Here is a 16362-nt window from a genome sequence, read left to right as displayed (position 1 = left end):
TTAAAAACCGATTCTGAATGAGTTACGATTTAATGGTTTTTCAGAAAAATGCCGCTCCACTAAAAAAGAAAGAATTTTTGGAGTGGTATGAAAATCAAACCGAATGGTCAGAAGACCACAGTTATGATGACCCTGCAAACGCTTCTGATGATTTACGGAATTGGTATGTAGAAATGCAAGCATTCTTCCCTGATTTAAATGGTCCTGACACAGGTGATGATGCTGTGAATTCGAATGAAACGGACTATAGTATCGGAAGAAATGTGATTTATGCGGCATTTAACTGGTCCCAAGCAGAAACAGCTTTTCAAAAAACGATAGAATTAGCCGCAAAACACAATGTTGGTTTGGTAGTGGTTTACAATGTATGATGCTTTGATTTTTGGTTGTTTCGGTAGTTGAACATTAGGTTTAAGCTCGCATCATGGTTCTCCTTTTTCTTGGAGAAGCAGGTCGTTTTCCTGACCAGCCTCCTGTTCCTGGCCCTGAGGCAGGTATTTACCCCTTCTATATTTTTTGTGTAAGCCTTGCCCACCTTGTGTTTCTCTGTAGGTATCACCTGGGCGAAGGCTCTCCAATGGTCGGTGCAGTATTCTCCAATGTGTGCTTTCTCCAGCTTCTTGAGCAGCTTCCTCACAGTTGCTGCGCTCCTGGGGCCGCAACTGTAAGCCAAAACCTCATCCGTCTCGGGGCAGTAGGCATACAAAAGCCAGTACTTCCCTTTCCTGCGCCTGCCCACGTAGCTCCAGACCTCGTCTATCTGCACCGACTCGTAGCAGCGCCGCGCCGGTGCGATGCTGAGTCGGCTGCCTTGCCGGCACAGGTTGTCCAGTATGCACTTGCGGCTCACCCCCAGCAGCGCCTCTATGTCGCGGATGCCGTTGTTGCGCTCCAAAAGCCGCACCATTAGCTGCTTTGTGGCCGGATCGGCGCCTTTGTACTGGTACGTGGCCTGGAACTGCTTTCTGCAGCTGTGGCATAGCAGGTTCTGGGCACCGTTCTTTTTCTTTCCGTTTTTTACTACCTTACTGCTCTGGCAGTGGGGACAGTTTATTTTGATGAGGACTTCGAACATTCCATCATCTTAAACAACTCACTGTCAGCTTTTATCCCATCATACTTTCTAAACCACTACCGTTGGTTTTTTTGATGCAAGTGGTTCAAGTGATATTTGGATTCCTGATGGTAATGGAGAGCTAAAAATATTAAAAGAAAGCGAGACAAAACCTTGGTGGAAGTTTTGGTAAAATTACTCTACCCAAATATTGTGTAAAAGTCATCTTCTGCCAACGCCTTCACCGCTTACACGAGCCCGTTGACCCGCTTGGTTGAGAAATCAAAAAGCCCCGCCTTCTCCAAAGAAAGCGGGGCTTTTGGTTGGTTTCCGTTTTTGGCTCCGTTTCTGGAAACGAGCCCGAAAACGGAGAATATTACTCAGCGTCTGGGTCTTCTTTCATGTTGTGGAACACGGCCTGCACGTCATCGTCTTCCTCTAGGCGGTCCAGGAGTTTGGTCATGTCTTCCTGCTGCTCGGGGGTGAGTTCTTTCAAAACGGTGGGGTAGCGCTGCAGCTCTGAGGTTTTCACGTTGAGGCCGCGCTCTTCCAGGGCTTTCTGCATGGCCCCAAAGTCAGGGAAAGAGGTCTGGATGATAATTTCGTTTTCCTCTTCGTCTTTGTCAATGCTCTCCAGCCCGAAGTCAATCAGGTCCAGTTCCAGTTCTTCCAGGTCCAGGCCTTCCGCGTCTAAGTGGAACACGCCCTTGCGCTCAAAGATGAAATCGAAGGCTCCTGTTCTGCCTAATTCGCCGCCGGTGCGGTTGAAGTGCATGCGCACGTTGGCCACGGTTCGGTTCACGTTGTCTGTGGCGGTTTCTACCAGCACAGCCACGCCATGCGGACCGTACCCTTCATACACCACCTCAGAGTAATCGCTCTCCTCTTTGCCCTGGGCACGCTTAATGGCAGCTTCCACGCGGTCTTTGGGCATGTTCACCCCTTTGGCGTTCTGGATGCACACCCGCAGACGGGCATTGGTGTCGGGGTCTGGGCCACCGGCTTTCACGGCCATCACAATCTCTTTCCCTATGCGGGTGAACTGCTTGGACATCATGTCCCAGCGTTTCATTTTCCGGGCTTTCCGGAACTCAAATGCTCTTCCCATTGCGGTTTTCTAAAACGAAGTACAGGCAAATATCGGGAAAAACGGCGGATAGCCCAAGCGGGTTTCTCTAGACATGCTCAGCTAAATAATCTTCCAGGCGCAGGTGGCCTTTGGCGGGCGCCAGGCAGTCGGTTTTGGTCACTTCCACCAAGAAATGCGCCTTTTCATAGAGAGACCGGTTAAAGAGTTTGAGCACAGGCAATGCCGTGTGCGCCACCCAGTACGGCAGCTGTGGCGTGAGCCGGAAATGGCCCATGCGTTTGTTGATTAACTGCATCAATTCCAGGCGCGTGTAATTGACCGGGCCGCCCAGTTCCACGGTGGTTTCTGGTTGGGAGAGGGCGTTCACGCAGGCCTCGGCCACCTCCATTTCATGAATAGGGTTGGTCAGACTGTTGCCCGGACCCAGCGATGCCAGCATGCCTTTGCGGGCAAACGGCACCAATTCCATGAACGCGCTGAACAAAGCCGGCGGTTTGACAATGGTGGCCTGAATGCCGCTCTGGAGCAACGCCCGGGCGAAATCTTCATGCGCCTTAAAATACGCCACCTTCGGGAAGAACTCGCCTTTGAACGCGGCCACGTACACAAACTTCTCTAACCGCCCATGTGCTTTGGCTAAGTTCAGGACATTTAAATTTCCCTGAAAATCTACGCCATGAAACGTGGAATTGCTTTTGTCTTTCAAACTCAGGCTCTTGCCCAGCGCCGAAATCACAAAGTCCACACCCTGTAAAAGCTCCGGCGATAAGGTATCGGGTTGGGTGGGGTCACAGACAAAAACTTCGTCGGCGGAGGGTTGCAGTTGCTCAGCTTTGAGGGGCGTTCTGGCGGTGGCCCGCACCAGGTAGCGTTGCTGCTTGAGCGCCTCCAGAATGCAGGAACCCAGCGCGCCGGTGGCTCCCAAGACCAAGACTTTTTTCATACGCGGGGCAGTATAAGGGTTCAATTATAGCAACTGCTCCTCCAAACTAGCGTTTTCTTGTCTTTTTAGCAAGGATTCTGGAAGGATGGTGGAAATTTAATAGCGGGATAAAGTATTTCCCTCTTTTAGATTTTTAATCCAGAAGTAAGCCGAATGGGGATTTCCATGAACAATAGGGACAGCAGGGCAGAGGCAAGTGCCAGCTCTAAAGACCTCACAAGTTATCAAAACCTGTGAGGACTGTGCCAGTGGTCGTCATTTATCAACTTCACGCCAATCGGGAGATTGGCTGCCCGGCAATGCGAAGAGCGCTTTTGCTAACTCTTCGCATAACAAATGCGTTTTAAGGCCCTGGATTTGAAAGGGAAGCGGAACCAGCATTTTCTACCGCAAGTTAAGCGCTATTGCTAAACTTGCGGTAGAAAATGCCTTTGTAGAGACCAGGCACCGCCTTGTCTCTCACGCATTCAAAAGAGGGCGAAGGAGATTTTAAACCACCTAAAACACTTTTACTCCGCGCAATACGCGGTGGCTTCAATCTCTACCAACAGCGTGGGGTCAATCAGGGCTTTCACTTCCAGCATGGTGGAGGCGGGCCTGATGTCCCGGAAGAACTCGCCATGCGCGCGGCCCACGGCTTGCCAGTCATTAATGTTGGTGAGGTAGATTCTGGTGCGCACCACGTCTTCTAAGCTGGCTCCGGCTTCTTGCAGCGCGCGTTCTATTTTCTGCAAGATGTGCACGGCCTGGGCGTACGCGTCATTGGGCGCCACGGTCTGTCCGTTTTCCACGGCGGTGGTGCCGGCTACTTCTACCAAGGGCCCCACGCGCACCGCCCGTGAGTAGCCCACAATGTACTCCCAGGGAGCGCCAGATGAAATCAATTGGTGAGAAGCAGAGGCCATGCGCGGTTAGGTGGAAATTTCGGCACAATAGTAAAGAACGGGGGGCTAGATAGCAAGCGTGGCTGCGCCGTTTTCAGGCTCATTTATGGAAATGAAGCCAAAAACGGGTTGGAGCTTTAGCGGGGAATAGGAAGGCGCCTTATCCTCACTTTGTCATTCTGAATGAACCTTGTGGGCAAGTTAGGAAAGCGTTTAGCAAAGGTCTGTCTAGTTTGCCACCAAGATCCTTTCAGGATGACAAAAATAAGAAGGAGGGATAGTGGTTTTCGGGAAACGTTTTGTAGAGACGCAATACCTTGCGTCTTGGCGCTATGTGATCCTCATGCACGTCAGAGGCAAGGTATTGCGTCTCTACAAATCAATTCGTGGGCGGGGGAAATCTATTTGCTGCTGCTGTCTGTGCCTGCACAGGATTGGAGGGGGTAAATTATAAAGGCGATGTTGGGGAACTGCGGCAGATTCAGAAAAAAGATGTAGTTTCAAAATTGCAATAGAGTTGAGAACGTCATGGCTGCCTTCGCCCCGCTCAAGATAGACATTCACACGCATATTTTACCGGAGACCTGGCCCGACCTGCGCGAGCGCTACGGCTACGGCGGTTTTGTGCGGCTGGAGCACCACAAGCCCTGCTGCGCCCGCATGATGCTGGACGACCGTTTTTTCCGGGAAATCCAGGATAACAGCTGGGACCCCGCCGTGCGCATGAAAGAATGCGACCAGCACGGCGTGCATGTTCAGGTCCTGAGCACGGTGCCGGTCATGTTCAGTTACTGGGCCAAGCCCGAACACACCTGGGACCTCTCCAAAATTCTGAATAACCATATTGCCGAGGTGGTGGCGCGCTACCCCACCAGGTTTGTGGGTCTGGGCACGGTGCCGCTGCAAGACACAGAGTTGGCCATAAAAGAACTGGAGCGCTGCGTGAAAGAACTGGGCTTTGCCGGGGTGCAGATTGGCTCCAACGTGAATGATGTGAACCTAGATGATGCCGCGCTTTTCCCCTTTTTTGAGGCCGCCGCAGACCTGGGAGCCTGCGTGTTTGTGCACCCCTGGGACATGATGGGCGAAAAGAAAATGCGTAAATACTGGCTCCCTTGGCTGGTGAGCATGCCTGCCGAAACATCGCGCGCCATCTGTTCCCTCATCTTCGGGGGTGTGCTGGAACGCTTGCCCAAGCTGCGCCTGGCCTTCGCGCACGGCGGCGGTTCTTTCCCCTTCACGGTAGGCCGAATCCAGCACGGCTTTGACGTTCGGCCAGATTTGTGTGCCGTGGACAACCCCGTTCCGCCCGAAAACTACATCGGCAAGTTCTGGATTGACTCGCTGGTACACTGCCCCAACACGCTGGACTACGTAGTCAAGCAGTTCGGGGCCGATAAAGTGGCGCTGGGCTCTGATTACCCGTTCCCGCTGGGTGAACTGGAACCCGGCAAGCTGATTGAGTCCATGCCGTATGCAGATGATGTGAAAGAATTACTCTTGGGTGGCGCTGCGCTGCAATGGCTGGGGCTGGAGAAAGAGCGGTTTTTGGTGGGGAAGGGGAAAGGGTAGGAATAGGGTTGATAAAAGACTTTCAATTAATGCGGGTGCATTAATGAATATGGAAGGAAGTATAAAAATGAAAAATCTAATTGTCATACTTATTTCAATTTTGCCCTTTTGTTCCTTTAGTCAAACGTATAGTTCTATTATACCGGATAAGGACATTTTAGACTTTGTGCAATGGGAAATAAGCAATGTTGAGAAGTACGATGAAGACAGGCCATTGGGAAGAAAAAAGCTATTCAAAAGACCAAGGCATTGGAGAGATGCTGACATAGGATTAATTAGTGCATATGGAGACACTGTGACTTTCAATCAAAAATTATATCCATTTCTTAAAGATGACTCCATATTTAGTCCAGAGGATTTAGAATTCTTAGAACTTCAATTTAATTCACAGCAGCAAAATGAATGGGCTTCTCAACTTAAGAGAGTCAATTTGAAAAAACGATTTGGCCTGAATACACATGAAGTAACAATTCCGTTATTTTCTCAAGACAAGACGCTGGTTATATTTTGGAAATATTTTTACTGTGGAAGTCTTTGCGCCCATTCTTGTACTTTTATATATAAAAGGAAAGAAGATAATTCTTGGGAATTAGTCAAAACCTTTGGCTGCTGGATAAGTTAAGGGATACTCTATCTAGTTAATTTAATCAGCCTATCTAAGCTGTCCCTCCCGTTTTCCACCCCCATTTCCCAAAACGAGCCCAAAAACGGAAACAAACGCCAACCTGTAGAGTTTCAGGTAAAGGCGTATGGAAGTCTAACGCCGGTTAGGTAAATTCGCCAACGCAATCACCCGTTACTTAACCAAGCTTCTATGGCTTTTCAAAATACGCTGGCCTACGCCCAAGAACAAGACCGTTTAGACCCGCTGCGTTCCTACCGAGAGCATTTCCATATCCCGCAGCACAACGGCCAAGACACCGTGTATCTCTGCGGAAACTCTTTGGGTCTGCAACCCAAAGCTGCCCGCGCTGCGCTGGAGCAGGAAATGACCCGGTGGGCTGAACTGGGCGTGGAAGGCCATTTCAAAGGCGATACGCCGTGGTTTACCTATCATGCCGCACTGGCCGCGCCCACCGCGAAATTGGTTGGTGCCAAGCCCGAGGAAGTAGTCATCATGAACCAGCTCACCGTGAATTTGCACCTCATGCTGGTGAGTTTTTATCGGCCTGCGGGGCAGCGCTACAAGATTCTGATGGAGGGCGGGGCGTTCCCAAGTGACCAATATGCGCTGGAGACGCAGGTGAAATTCCACGGCTATGACCCAGAAGACGCCATCATAGAAATTTCGCCGCGCGAAGGCGAGAACACCTGGCGCACTGAAGACATTCTGCAGACCATTCAAGACCACGGCGACCAGCTAGCACTCGTGCTCCTGGGTGGCGTGCATTACTACACCGGCCAACTGTTCGACATGGCAGCTATCACCAAAGCAGCGCACGCTGTGGGCGCGGTCTGCGGCTTTGACCTGGCGCACGCCGCCGGCAACGTGCCCATGCAACTGCATGCCTGGGACGTGGATTTTGCCGTGTGGTGTACCTATAAATATCTGAATTCGGGCCCGGGCGGAACCTCTGGCGTGTTTGTACATGAGCGTCACGCCCAGAACCCGGACTTACCGCGCTTTGCCGGTTGGTGGGGCCATGACCAAATCCAGCGGTTCCAGATGAAAAAAGGCTTTATTCCCATGGCCGGGGCCGAGGGCTGGCAACTGTCCAACGGGCAGATTCTGCCCATGGCCGTGCACAAAGCCGCCCTGCAAGTTTTTGACGAAGCCGGCATAGACAACCTCAGAGCCAAAAGCGAAAAACTGACCGGTTATCTGGAGTTCCTGATTAACAGCCTTGGCCAACCCAAAGAAATGCTGGAGATTATCACGCCCACCAACCCTTCAGAGCGCGGCTGTCAGCTTTCATTGCTCGTAAACCAGAACGGCCGCCAGCTCTTTGACACGCTCATGGCCAACGGCTTCATCTTGGACTGGCGCGAACCCAACGTGATACGGGTAGCGCCTACGCCGCTCTACAACACCTTTGAAGACGTGTACCGGTTAGGGCAGTTTTTAGCCGCGCATTTCCAGAAGTAAATCCAATTTCCCGTTTTCGGCCTCATTTTCAGAAATGGAGCCTAAAACAGAGAATTGTTGATTGGTAATTGCTGATTGTTTATGGCAGGTTGTTATCTGAGCCAATGTTTTTCAGCAATGAACAATTACCAATCAACAATTTAATACGCTGGCGCGAGTGTTAAGCGCAGCGTTACTCGCGCCTAATGATGCTGGGTAGTCTCCAGCCTACCCTCGCTGCCCGGCAGCGAAACCACGCATTATAGATGCCGCATTTCGTCCCCCTTTGATGAAATCAAGTAACAATCAGCAATTAACAAGATTCCGTTTTTGGGCTCTTTTCTGTAAATGGGGGCTAAAACAAAAAAGGCGAAGAATAAGTTAGTAGGTATTTGTACTGTACCGTTGCCTTCGTTCATGGATTTTTACCTGCTTGCGTTAGTGGTGATTGGGGTGGCCGCCCTGGCCATGGCCTGGTTGCCCACCTTGCTGAAAAACGCGCCTTTCTCGTACGCCATGCTCTTTATTGGCGTGGGTTTTCTGCTGTACAAACTGCCCATCGGCTTGCCCGAGCCAGACCCCATCAGGGAAAACGAACTGGCGCTGCGGCTCTCAGAAATGTGCGTGATTGTGACGCTTATGGGCACGGGCATTAAAATTAACCGCGATTTCTCGTTGTATAACTGGCAGGTGCCGCTGCGGTTGGTGGGCTGGACCATGCTGCTCTGTATCAGCGGGCTGGCGCTCATGGCGTATTATTTCCTGGGCTTTCCGGTGGCGTCTGCCGTGCTGCTGGCTGCGGCGCTGGCCCCCACAGACCCGGTGCTGGCCGCCGATGTGCAGGTAGGTCCACCCAGCGAGGAGGTGGAGGACGCCCCCCGTTTCGCGCTCACCGCAGAGGCTGGTATGAATGATGGCATGGCCTTCCCGTTTACCTGGCTGGCTATTGCGCTGGCGTTGCACGGCCTGGCCTTTGATGAATGGCTGGCAGATTGGTTTGCCATGGATTTGCTCTACCGCATTGGCGCGGGCTTGGGCATTGGGTACCTTTTGGGCCGGGGCCTGTCTTTCATTTTGTTTGTGCTGCCCAAGAAAAGCAGTTTCCCCAAGGCTAAGGACGGGTTTGTGGCTATTTCGGCAACGCTGCTGGTGTACGGTGTCACGGAGATGGCGCATGGCTACGGCTTTATTGCCGTGTTTGTGGCCGGGCTCACCATCAAGCACTATGAAAAAGACCATAAATACCACCGCGAACTCCATGATTTCACAGACCAGATTGAGCGCATTTTGCTCGTGATGGTCTTGATTCTGTTGGGCGGCAGCATTGGGCGGGGCTTGCTGGAGGCGCTTACCTGGCAAAGCATTCTGGTGAGCGTGGCGTTTGTGTTGGTGGTGCGGCCGCTGGCGGGCTACATTGGCCTGCTGGGCGTGCCCGTGAAGCGCCGCGAAAAATGGGCCATCAGCTTCTTCGGGATTAGGGGTATTGGCTCTATCTTCTACCTGTCTTTTGCGTTGCACGAAGCCAAATTCCCGATGGCCGAAGAACTGTGGGCGTTCACGGGCTTCACCATTCTGCTTTCCATTATAGTGCACGGCGTGCTGGCTTCGCCCATCATGAACTACTTAGATAAACGCCGCCAGCCCGCTGATTTTATTGACCCCGCCCAAGCTGCGGAAGACGGGGTGGCAGAAAAGTAAATCTCCCCATGCCCCAACTTTCCCCCGAATTTCAGCAGCGGTTCGCGCCTTTTTTGTTGCCCATGCCAGACGCGGAGGTGTACCTGATTCCTGATTTTGTATCACTGGAAAACCAAGCCACGCTTTACTTGGCCCTGAAACAAAAAGCCGCCTGGCGACAGGAAAAGATAAAGCTGTTTGGCAAAGAAATAGACCAGCCCCGGCTTACCGCCTGGTACGCCGATGCCGGGAAAAGCTACACCTATTCGGGCCTCACCTGGCAACCGCAGCCCTGGCTATCAGAACTCACAGAAGTGAGAATGGCGCTAGAAAAAATATCGGGCGTAGCCTTCAACAGTGTCTTGCTGAATCTGTACAGAAACGGCCAGGACAGCATGGGCTGGCACGCCGACAATGAACCAGCGCTGGGCCAGAATCCCATCATTGCGGCTATCAGTTTGGGGAGTGCCCGCACTTTTGCCTTCAAGCACCGGAAAAACCCAGACCAGAAACTGAAGTTTATGTTGCCTTCAGGTAGTCTTTTGTTGATGGCGGGCGCCACGCAGCATCATTGGCTACACCAGTTGCCCAAATCTGCCAAGCCGCTGGAGCCTAGAATCAACAGCACGTTTAGGTTTATTAAGTGAGATTGAGCCAAAGTGTGTTTTGGGGCTCATTTTCAGGAATGAGGGCAAAAACGGACATCGGCAATTCTTAATTAGCTTTCTTACTTTTTAAAACAACGAGGTCTGGTACACGCCCGCCAGTTTGGCTTCATGGTCCAGTAACCATTTCTTGCGCCAGAGTCCGCCGGCGTATCCTACCAAATCGCCGGAGGCGCCAATTATGCGGTGGCAGGGCACCACCAGCAACCATGGGTTGGCGCCGTTGGCCACGCCCACCGCGCGTACGGCCTTGGCGTTCCCCATCCGTTTGGCAAGATTTAAATAGTGGTCTGTTCTGCCCGCCGGAATTTCTTGCAAGGCGTGCCACACTTGTTGCTGAAATGCGGTGCCCTGCGGCTGGAGCGGTAAGTCAAACGTCAGTCTTATTCCGGCGAAATATTCATTCAACTGCGTGGCGGCTTGGAGCAGCGCCTGGGGCGCAGGGTCGGTTTCCGTTTCGGGCTCCATTTCTGTAAATGAGCACGAAAACAGGAATTCCTGGGTGCCGGTGAGTTGCACGGTGCCCAGCGGACTGTCTAAAAAATGGGTGAAGCGCGAGATTGCCGGGGCCATGGTGCGGATTTTAAACGAAATTTAACCAAGTTTACCTCATGTTGCCGAAGATAGCCGTAAAAATTGGGCAGATTCTATGAAAGGCTGGTGCTGTACCCTTACTCTATGGAAAAAACTCCCCAACTCTGCGTGATGGGCGGCGGCCTGGTGGGCTGTCTGTTGTCACTGTACCTGGCCAAACAAGGCTACGGGGTGCAGGTCTATGAACGCAGGCCAGACCTCAGGCGGGCTGATTTGTTCAGTGGCCGGTCCATTAACCTGGCGTTAAGTGACCGCGGCTGGCGCGCCCTGGAAACCATTGGCATTTCTGAAGACATCAAGAAAGTAGCCATGCCCATGTACCGCCGCGTGATGCATGACGGGCAGGGCAACTTGTCGTTTCAGCCGTACGGGCAGGCGGGGCAGGCCATTTACTCAGTGTCACGGGCGGGGCTTAACCGCGCGCTGCTGAATTTAGCCGAGGCCCAGCCCAACATCTCGCTTAACTTTGAGCAGCAGGTGCTGGAGGTAGACGTGCCCACCAACCGCGTGACCATGCTGAACGTGGCCAGCCAACAAGAGCACCAGATTACGCCAGACGTGATTTTTGCCGCCGACGGTGCGTATTCCATGGTGCGGCTTTCTTTGCAGAAAACAGACCGCTTCAACTTTGAGCAATCGTATTTAAACTACGGGTACAAAGAACTCACCATTCCGCCTGCGGCAGACGGCACCTGGCAACTGGAGAAGAACGCGCTGCACATCTGGCCCCGCGGGCAGTACATGATGATTGCGCTGCCCAACATAGACGGCTCCTTCACTTGCACCTTGTTCTTCCCGTTTGAGGGCGAGCCTTCGTTCAAGAGCCTGCAGACGCCCGCGCAGGTGACTAGTTTCTTTGAAGAAGTCTTCCCAGACGCCGTGGCGCTCATGCCTGAACTGGCCCAGGAATTCTTTGAGAACCCCACCGGCTCTCTGGTCACCGTGAAATGTTTTCCGTGGCAGCACAAAGGCAAAATTCTGCTCCTAGGCGATGCCGCCCACGCCATTGTGCCGTTCTACGGCCAGGGCATGAACGCCGGGTTTGAAGACTGCACCGTGCTGCGCGGCCTCTTAGAAACCCACCAAAACGACTGGGAAACTATTTTTAACACCTTTCAGGAAGTCAGGAAACCCAACACAGACGCCATTGCCGACCTGGCCGTCTACAACTTCATTGAGATGCGAGACAAAGTGGCCGACCCGCGGTTTCTGCTCCAGAAGAAGATTGAGGCCAAGATCACGGGCCAATACCCAGACGCCTGGCTGCCGCTGTATTCCATGGTCACCTTTTCCCCAGATTTACCGTATGCGCAGGCACTGGCCAACGGGCAGCGGCAAGAGGAAATCATGCGGCAACTCATGGGCCACATTGAGACAGAGGCAGACTATGACAAGCCCCAGGTACAGGAATTCCTGAAAACACATTTAAGCGCGTAAGGGCGCAGCCGTTTTAGGGCTCATTTCTGAAAACGAGGCCAAAAACGGAAGGAGAAGGCAGCGCCACAAGCTGCCCGCAGAAAGAACGGATGCCTACATGATATTTTCCAGACTCAAAGATTATTACCTGGCGCTTGGCTCCTTTGTGTTGGTGCTGGGCATCACGCTATACGCTTATAACGTCTCCAAAGAAAGCGACAAGCTGGAAGACACCAAAACGTTTGAGATACGGTCTGTGCAGATAAAATCTGCGCTGGAGCGGCGCATGGGGCATTACCTGCAGATTCTTAAAAGCGTGAACGGGTTGTTTGCCGCCTCAGACACGGTGTCCCGCACTGATTTTCAGCAGTTTCTGGGCTCCCTGCAGATTGAGAAGACCTACCCCGGCATACAGGGCATTGGGTTTGCGGTCATGCTGCCCCGTGCAGAGGTGCCCGCGCTGGAGCAACGCATGCGGGCCACGGGCATCCCAGATTTTGAGGTCAACCCCAAAGATTTCAGGGATGACTACTCCAGCGTTATTTTCCTGGAACCCATGGATGACCGCAACCGCCGCGCCCTGGGCTTTGACATGTTCAATGAGCCCACCCGCCGTGAGGCCATGGAAGCCGCCCGTGACTTTAACCTGCCCGCCATGACCGGCAAAGTGAAGTTGGTGCAGGAAAACGGCGGGGAATCACAGGTGGGGCTCCTGATTTACATGCCTGTGTACTACGGCGGCGCAGACCCCGGAGACGTGGCAGAACGCCGCCGTCGGCTCAAAGGCTTTGTGTATGCTCCTTTCCGGGCCAAGGACCTCATTGACAACACCATCAATCATGAGGCCCGTGACATGAACGTCACCATTTATGATGGCAAGGAGGCCCGGAGCACTGACCTGATCTACCAAACCGAGGTAGCGGCAGACAGCCTTTTGGACACCAGCGGCAAGGCCTTGTTCATCAAAGACGTGGTGCGCGTGGCCGGCCGCACCTGGACCATCCATTTCAAACCATCGCGCAGCTTCTCTAACCAGAACGGCATTGATGAGCACAACCTCATTTTGCTGGGCGGCCTTATCATCAGCTTGCTCATTTTCTTTGTAGTGTGGACCTTGCAACGCTACCTGCAGTCTAACCAACTCACCGAGCTCATTACCAACAACACCACCGCCGGGCTTTTCATGCTGGACAGCCAGGGCTACTGCACGTTCCAGAACCCGGCCGGTGAGCGCCTGTTGGGCTATAACCAGGAAGAACTGCGCCGCCGCCCGCTGTATGAACTGGTGCACCGCAAACAAGACGCCGGCGACCTGGCCCCTGACCTGGTCACCCAGAAATCATACACGTTTGAAGACACCTTCATCTGCCGAAGCGGCAAGAGCATTCCGGTTTCCTGTTCCATCAGGCACGTGAAAGAGGGCAATAAAGTGGTGGGCCACATTCTGGAAGTGCGGGACATCACCGAGGAGAAACGCGCCCAGCGCGACCTGCAGGAAAGTGAGGCCCGCTTTAGGAACATGGCCGACAGCGCCCCCGTGATGATCTGGATCACAGACCACAACCGCGACTGCCTCTACATGAACCGCCAGTGGCTCCAGTTCACCGGCTCTACTCTAGAGGACAACCTGAACAAAGGCTGGCTCAAGTACATTCACCCAGAGGACCTCAAGCATTATGAGGAAGCCTACGTGCGGGCCCGCCGCGAGAAAGAGGATTTCATGGTGGAGTACCGGCTGTTGCGCGCAGACGGCGTGTACCGCGGGGTCATGGCCACGGGTTCGCCCAGGTACAGCGCCGAAGGGGAGTTCAAAGGCTTCATTGGCTCTGTTATTGACATCAGTGACCGCATCAAGATGGAGCAGAAGCTGAAGCAGAGCGCCGACACGCTGCAGAAAATCTTCATGCAGGTGCCCGCCATTGTGGGCTTGGTGAAAGCCAAAAACCTGGAATACACGCTGGTGAACGCATACCTGAGCAATCTGTACGGAGAGGAAGCTAAGGTAGGCACGGTGGCTATAGACAGCTTGCCGACTTCGCAGCGGTCTTCTTTTGCGGCCACCATTGAGAAAATAAAGGAAACCGGTGAGCCGTTCATCGGCAATGAGGTGGCCGTGCATTTTGACGAAGAAGGCTCTGACCAGCAAGGCGCGCGCTACTTCAACATTGTGTATGAACCCATCAAGAACAGCCAGGGCGAAGTGGAATCTGTGCTCACGTTTGCCGTAGAGGTCACCGAGCAGGTGCGCAGCCGCGAACAGCTGTCTTTTATCAACGGGGAACTGAACCGCAAAAACAAGGAACTCACCAGAATTAACAATGACCTTGACAGCTTTGTGTACACGGCCTCGCATGACCTGCGCTCGCCGCTGGCCAACCTGGAAGGCTTAACTGATGCCCTGCTGGAGAACATAGAGGAAAAAGCCGACACCGAAGAAGCCACGCTGCTCAGAATGGTGGCTTCGTCCATCACCAAACTCAAGAGCACCATCCATGACCTCACTGAGATCACCAAAGTGCAGAAAGACCTGGAGTCACAGGCAGAGGAATTGTCTTTTGAAGAAGTGTTGGAAGGCATTAAAGAAGACATAGCGCCCATGATCAAGAGCGCCGGCGTGGTCATTGCCTCTGAGTTCCACGTGCCACAATTGCGCTACGCCCGCAAGAACCTGCGCAGCATTCTCTACAACCTGGTCTCCAACGCCGTGAAGTACCGTGACCCCAGCCGGCCCCTGGAACTCTGCGTGAAAACCAAAACCCACCATGACTTTGTGGTGCTCACCGTGGAAGACAACGGCCTGGGCATACGCGCAGACCAGCAGGAAAAACTGTTCACCATGTTCCGGAGGTTCCATTCACACGTAGAGGGCACGGGCATTGGTCTCTACATTGTCAAGCGCATTATTGAGAACAACGGCGGCTACATTGAGGTAGACAGCCAGGAAGGCCGAGGCAGTACCTTTACCGTCTATTTCAAGGAAATGGAATTGCAGGACCCACAAGAACAAGACCACGCGTAAGACCGTTTCCGTTTTTGGCTTCATTTCCAGAAATGAGCCCTAAAACGGAGGAATGGTGTGTTGCTGTTTCTTTGATTCGATGAAAAATATTTATTGAGATTTCAAGAACGCTGTCCAGCAAAAGCCAAAACGCCTGCTCCTATAAAGGGCAGGCGTTTTGGCTTTGGTGAATCTATTTTCCTTAGACTACCCCAGTAACGGAAGCAGCAGTTCTGGGTCAATCTTCTGGAGCAGCATTTCTACCTGGCTTCTGGTGAAGCGCCCGTTGACCTGCAGCATGAGAAAGCTGTTGCCGTATTTGCGGTAGCCCACCAGTTCCTGCACCTGCTCGCCGGTCTGGCGCATCCTGAATTGCAGCGTGCCCGGGGCGGCGTCTAGCATGGGCAAGGCAGCGTAGTTTTCTTTCTGCAGCACCTGGTCCAGTTCCTGGGTGAGGCCTTTCTCTAGCAGGCGCTGCGCCCTCTTGTTGGTGGGCGTGAACGTGAGCACCCGCACCGAGGTGAGGTTGGCCAGCGCGGCCAGCATGGTAGTGTCTGAGACTTCATTAGACAGGTACCGCGTGACCAAGCCCACCGGCACGCTGGTGCCCTTAAAGCCGGGCTCTGATTTATATTTCTGGTAGAAGTCAGTAGTGGTTTGGGCGGGCGGCAAGGAACTGGTGCCGCTGCAGGCTCCTACGGTAAGCGCCAGCGCCAAGGTCATGAGCAGAAGCAGCCCTTTGGTAGCAAGTTTTCTATTTTCTGAGATCATACGGCAGAACTGTTTTTGGCTTGGTTTACGGAAATGAGCCCAAAAACGCTGCTGTAATCTTTTGCGTGGCCTGCTGGATAACAGAAATCAGGGTTGCTGGTAAATGTTGGGCATGTGCACCTGCATGAAGCGCTCTGGCATGGCCAAAGGCGTAAACCCGAAGGGCGCGTACAGGCTATGCGCATCTGTGGTAGCCAAAAGCCAACGGCGCAGGTTCCCCAGGCGGGGATGTTCCCTGAGCGCCTGCACCATCCATTTTCCCAGGCCTTTGCCTTGGTAATCTTCCAGCACAAACACGTCACAGAGATAGGCGAACGTGGTGTAGTCTGTGATAAGCCGCGCAAACGCCACCTGCTTTGTACCAGCATACACGCCCACGCACAAAGAATGCTCCACCGCCTGCGCCACCAGGTCTATAGAAATACCCTTCGCCCAATAAGACTCGGTTAAAAACCCATGGATTACGTCTAGCTGCAGCTGCGTTTTGTCAAAGCTGAGGCTAAAGCCGTGGGCGTTGGTGTGAGGGGCAGGGTGTTGCATGGTGCTGGTGTTTAGGCAAGAAAAATACGGGAAGCATAGCAATCTTGCTACTTTTGGACCTGTTTTTCGGTTAGTTTGAAACTGAGAGAAGCC

15 protein-coding genes are annotated in these 16362 nt (G+C 53.0%); 8 read left to right on the top strand and 7 right to left on the bottom strand.

The annotated features are described in order from the left end of the window. The first annotated feature begins 17 nt into the window (after positions 1-17). Positions 18-371, top strand: a complete 354-nt coding sequence (locus IMY23_RS11890) for a hypothetical protein (RefSeq protein WP_192822297.1) — start codon at positions 18-20, stop codon at positions 369-371. Here the strand turns inward: IMY23_RS11890 and IMY23_RS11885 are convergent. The 4 genes from IMY23_RS11885 to IMY23_RS11870 form a co-directional block, all read right to left on the bottom strand. Beyond that, complete coding sequence (locus tag IMY23_RS11885) at positions 359-1075, bottom strand: IS1 family transposase (RefSeq protein WP_192820093.1); 717 nt, start codon at positions 1073-1075, stop codon at positions 359-361. The genes IMY23_RS11890 and IMY23_RS11885 overlap by 13 nt on opposite strands. Positions 1076-1430: 355 nt before the next feature. Next, positions 1431-2162, bottom strand: a complete 732-nt coding sequence (locus IMY23_RS11880; protein ID WP_192822296.1) for a YebC/PmpR family DNA-binding transcriptional regulator — start codon at positions 2160-2162, stop codon at positions 1431-1433. Between the two features lie 67 nt (positions 2163-2229). Continuing rightward, complete coding sequence (locus IMY23_RS11875; RefSeq protein ID WP_192822295.1) at positions 2230-3087, bottom strand: SDR family oxidoreductase; 858 nt, start codon at positions 3085-3087, stop codon at positions 2230-2232. A gap of 509 nt (positions 3088-3596) precedes the next feature. Next, positions 3597-3992, bottom strand: a complete 396-nt coding sequence (locus IMY23_RS11870) for a RidA family protein (RefSeq protein WP_192822294.1) — start codon at positions 3990-3992, stop codon at positions 3597-3599. 507 nt (positions 3993-4499) lie between these two features. Between IMY23_RS11870 and IMY23_RS11865 the strand changes: the two genes are divergently transcribed. The 5 genes from IMY23_RS11865 to IMY23_RS11845 all read left to right on the top strand — a co-directional run bounded on the left by IMY23_RS11865 (position 4500) and on the right by IMY23_RS11845 (position 9932). After that, on the top strand, positions 4500-5543 hold the full coding sequence (locus IMY23_RS11865) for an amidohydrolase family protein (protein WP_192822293.1): 1044 nt from the start codon (positions 4500-4502) through the stop codon (positions 5541-5543). A gap of 67 nt (positions 5544-5610) precedes the next feature. Next, positions 5611-6165 (top strand): hypothetical protein, encoded by a 555-nt coding sequence (locus tag IMY23_RS11860; protein ID WP_192822292.1) that lies wholly within the window; start codon positions 5611-5613, stop codon positions 6163-6165. Positions 6166-6357: 192 nt separating this feature from the next. Continuing rightward, entirely contained in the window at positions 6358-7629 is a 1272-nt protein-coding gene (kynU, locus tag IMY23_RS11855; RefSeq protein WP_192822291.1) for a kynureninase, read from the top strand. A gap of 396 nt (positions 7630-8025) precedes the next feature. Next, the gene (locus tag IMY23_RS11850) at positions 8026-9306 is read left to right on the top strand and encodes a sodium:proton antiporter (RefSeq protein ID WP_192822290.1); all 1281 of its coding nucleotides are present in this window, start codon (positions 8026-8028) and stop codon (positions 9304-9306) included. Between the two features lie 8 nt (positions 9307-9314). Beyond that, positions 9315-9932 (top strand): alpha-ketoglutarate-dependent dioxygenase AlkB, encoded by a 618-nt coding sequence (locus IMY23_RS11845; protein WP_192822289.1) that lies wholly within the window; start codon positions 9315-9317, stop codon positions 9930-9932. 87 nt (positions 9933-10019) lie between these two features. On the opposite strand, the gene IMY23_RS11840 is transcribed toward IMY23_RS11845, so the two are convergent. Continuing rightward, positions 10020-10523 (bottom strand): methylated-DNA--[protein]-cysteine S-methyltransferase, encoded by a 504-nt coding sequence (locus tag IMY23_RS11840; protein WP_192822288.1) that lies wholly within the window; start codon positions 10521-10523, stop codon positions 10020-10022. A 105-nt stretch (positions 10524-10628) separates the two neighbouring features. On the opposite strand from IMY23_RS11840, the gene IMY23_RS11835 reads away from it, so the two are divergent. Together IMY23_RS11835 and IMY23_RS11830 are read left to right on the top strand one after the other, a co-directional pair. Then, positions 10629-11981 carry an NAD(P)/FAD-dependent oxidoreductase gene (locus IMY23_RS11835; RefSeq protein WP_192822287.1) on the top strand — a complete coding sequence of 451 codons (1353 nt, stop codon included), beginning with the start codon at positions 10629-10631 and terminating at the stop codon, positions 11979-11981. 97 nt (positions 11982-12078) lie between these two features. Continuing rightward, a complete protein-coding gene (locus IMY23_RS11830; protein ID WP_192822286.1) occupies positions 12079-14979 on the top strand; it encodes a CHASE domain-containing protein in 2901 nt (966 codons plus the stop codon). Positions 14980-15165: 186 nt separating this feature from the next. On the opposite strand, the gene IMY23_RS11825 is transcribed toward IMY23_RS11830, so the two are convergent. Further along, complete coding sequence (locus tag IMY23_RS11825) at positions 15166-15729, bottom strand: DUF4252 domain-containing protein (protein ID WP_192822285.1); 564 nt, start codon at positions 15727-15729, stop codon at positions 15166-15168. Positions 15730-15816: 87 nt separating this feature from the next. After that, positions 15817-16269, bottom strand: coding sequence for a GNAT family N-acetyltransferase (locus IMY23_RS11820; protein WP_192822284.1), 453 nt, complete (start codon positions 16267-16269; stop codon positions 15817-15819). Positions 16270-16362: the final 93 nt, after the last annotated feature.

This window comes from Rufibacter sp. LB8 (assembly GCF_014876185.1).
Classification (GTDB): Bacteria; Bacteroidota; Bacteroidia; order Cytophagales; family Hymenobacteraceae; genus Nibribacter.
The sequence above is the reverse complement of the archived record's forward strand: the minus strand, read 5'-3'. Positions and strand labels throughout refer to the sequence as shown.

What these genes read in the sequence shown, in the direction of transcription:
- IMY23_RS11890 (WP_192822297.1), top strand. Translation starts at nt 18, where the DNA reads ATGAGTTACGATTTAATGGTTTTTCAGAAAAATGCCGCTCCACTAAAA.
- IMY23_RS11885 (WP_192820093.1), bottom strand. Translation starts at nt 1,075, where the DNA reads ATGTTCGAAGTCCTCATCAAAATAAACTGTCCCCACTGCCAGAGCAGT.
- IMY23_RS11880 (WP_192822296.1), bottom strand. Translation starts at nt 2,162, where the DNA reads ATGGGAAGAGCATTTGAGTTCCGGAAAGCCCGGAAAATGAAACGCTGG.
- IMY23_RS11875 (WP_192822295.1), bottom strand. Translation starts at nt 3,087, where the DNA reads ATGAAAAAAGTCTTGGTCTTGGGAGCCACCGGCGCGCTGGGTTCCTGC.
- IMY23_RS11870 (WP_192822294.1), bottom strand. Translation starts at nt 3,992, where the DNA reads ATGGCCTCTGCTTCTCACCAATTGATTTCATCTGGCGCTCCCTGGGAG.
- IMY23_RS11865 (WP_192822293.1), top strand. Translation starts at nt 4,500, where the DNA reads ATGGCTGCCTTCGCCCCGCTCAAGATAGACATTCACACGCATATTTTA.
- IMY23_RS11860 (WP_192822292.1), top strand. Translation starts at nt 5,611, where the DNA reads ATGAAAAATCTAATTGTCATACTTATTTCAATTTTGCCCTTTTGTTCC.
- kynU (WP_192822291.1), top strand. Translation starts at nt 6,358, where the DNA reads ATGGCTTTTCAAAATACGCTGGCCTACGCCCAAGAACAAGACCGTTTA.
- IMY23_RS11850 (WP_192822290.1), top strand. Translation starts at nt 8,026, where the DNA reads ATGGATTTTTACCTGCTTGCGTTAGTGGTGATTGGGGTGGCCGCCCTG.
- IMY23_RS11845 (WP_192822289.1), top strand. Translation starts at nt 9,315, where the DNA reads ATGCCCCAACTTTCCCCCGAATTTCAGCAGCGGTTCGCGCCTTTTTTG.
- IMY23_RS11840 (WP_192822288.1), bottom strand. Translation starts at nt 10,523, where the DNA reads ATGGCCCCGGCAATCTCGCGCTTCACCCATTTTTTAGACAGTCCGCTG.
- IMY23_RS11835 (WP_192822287.1), top strand. Translation starts at nt 10,629, where the DNA reads ATGGAAAAAACTCCCCAACTCTGCGTGATGGGCGGCGGCCTGGTGGGC.
- IMY23_RS11830 (WP_192822286.1), top strand. Translation starts at nt 12,079, where the DNA reads ATGATATTTTCCAGACTCAAAGATTATTACCTGGCGCTTGGCTCCTTT.
- IMY23_RS11825 (WP_192822285.1), bottom strand. Translation starts at nt 15,729, where the DNA reads ATGATCTCAGAAAATAGAAAACTTGCTACCAAAGGGCTGCTTCTGCTC.
- IMY23_RS11820 (WP_192822284.1), bottom strand. Translation starts at nt 16,269, where the DNA reads ATGCAACACCCTGCCCCTCACACCAACGCCCACGGCTTTAGCCTCAGC.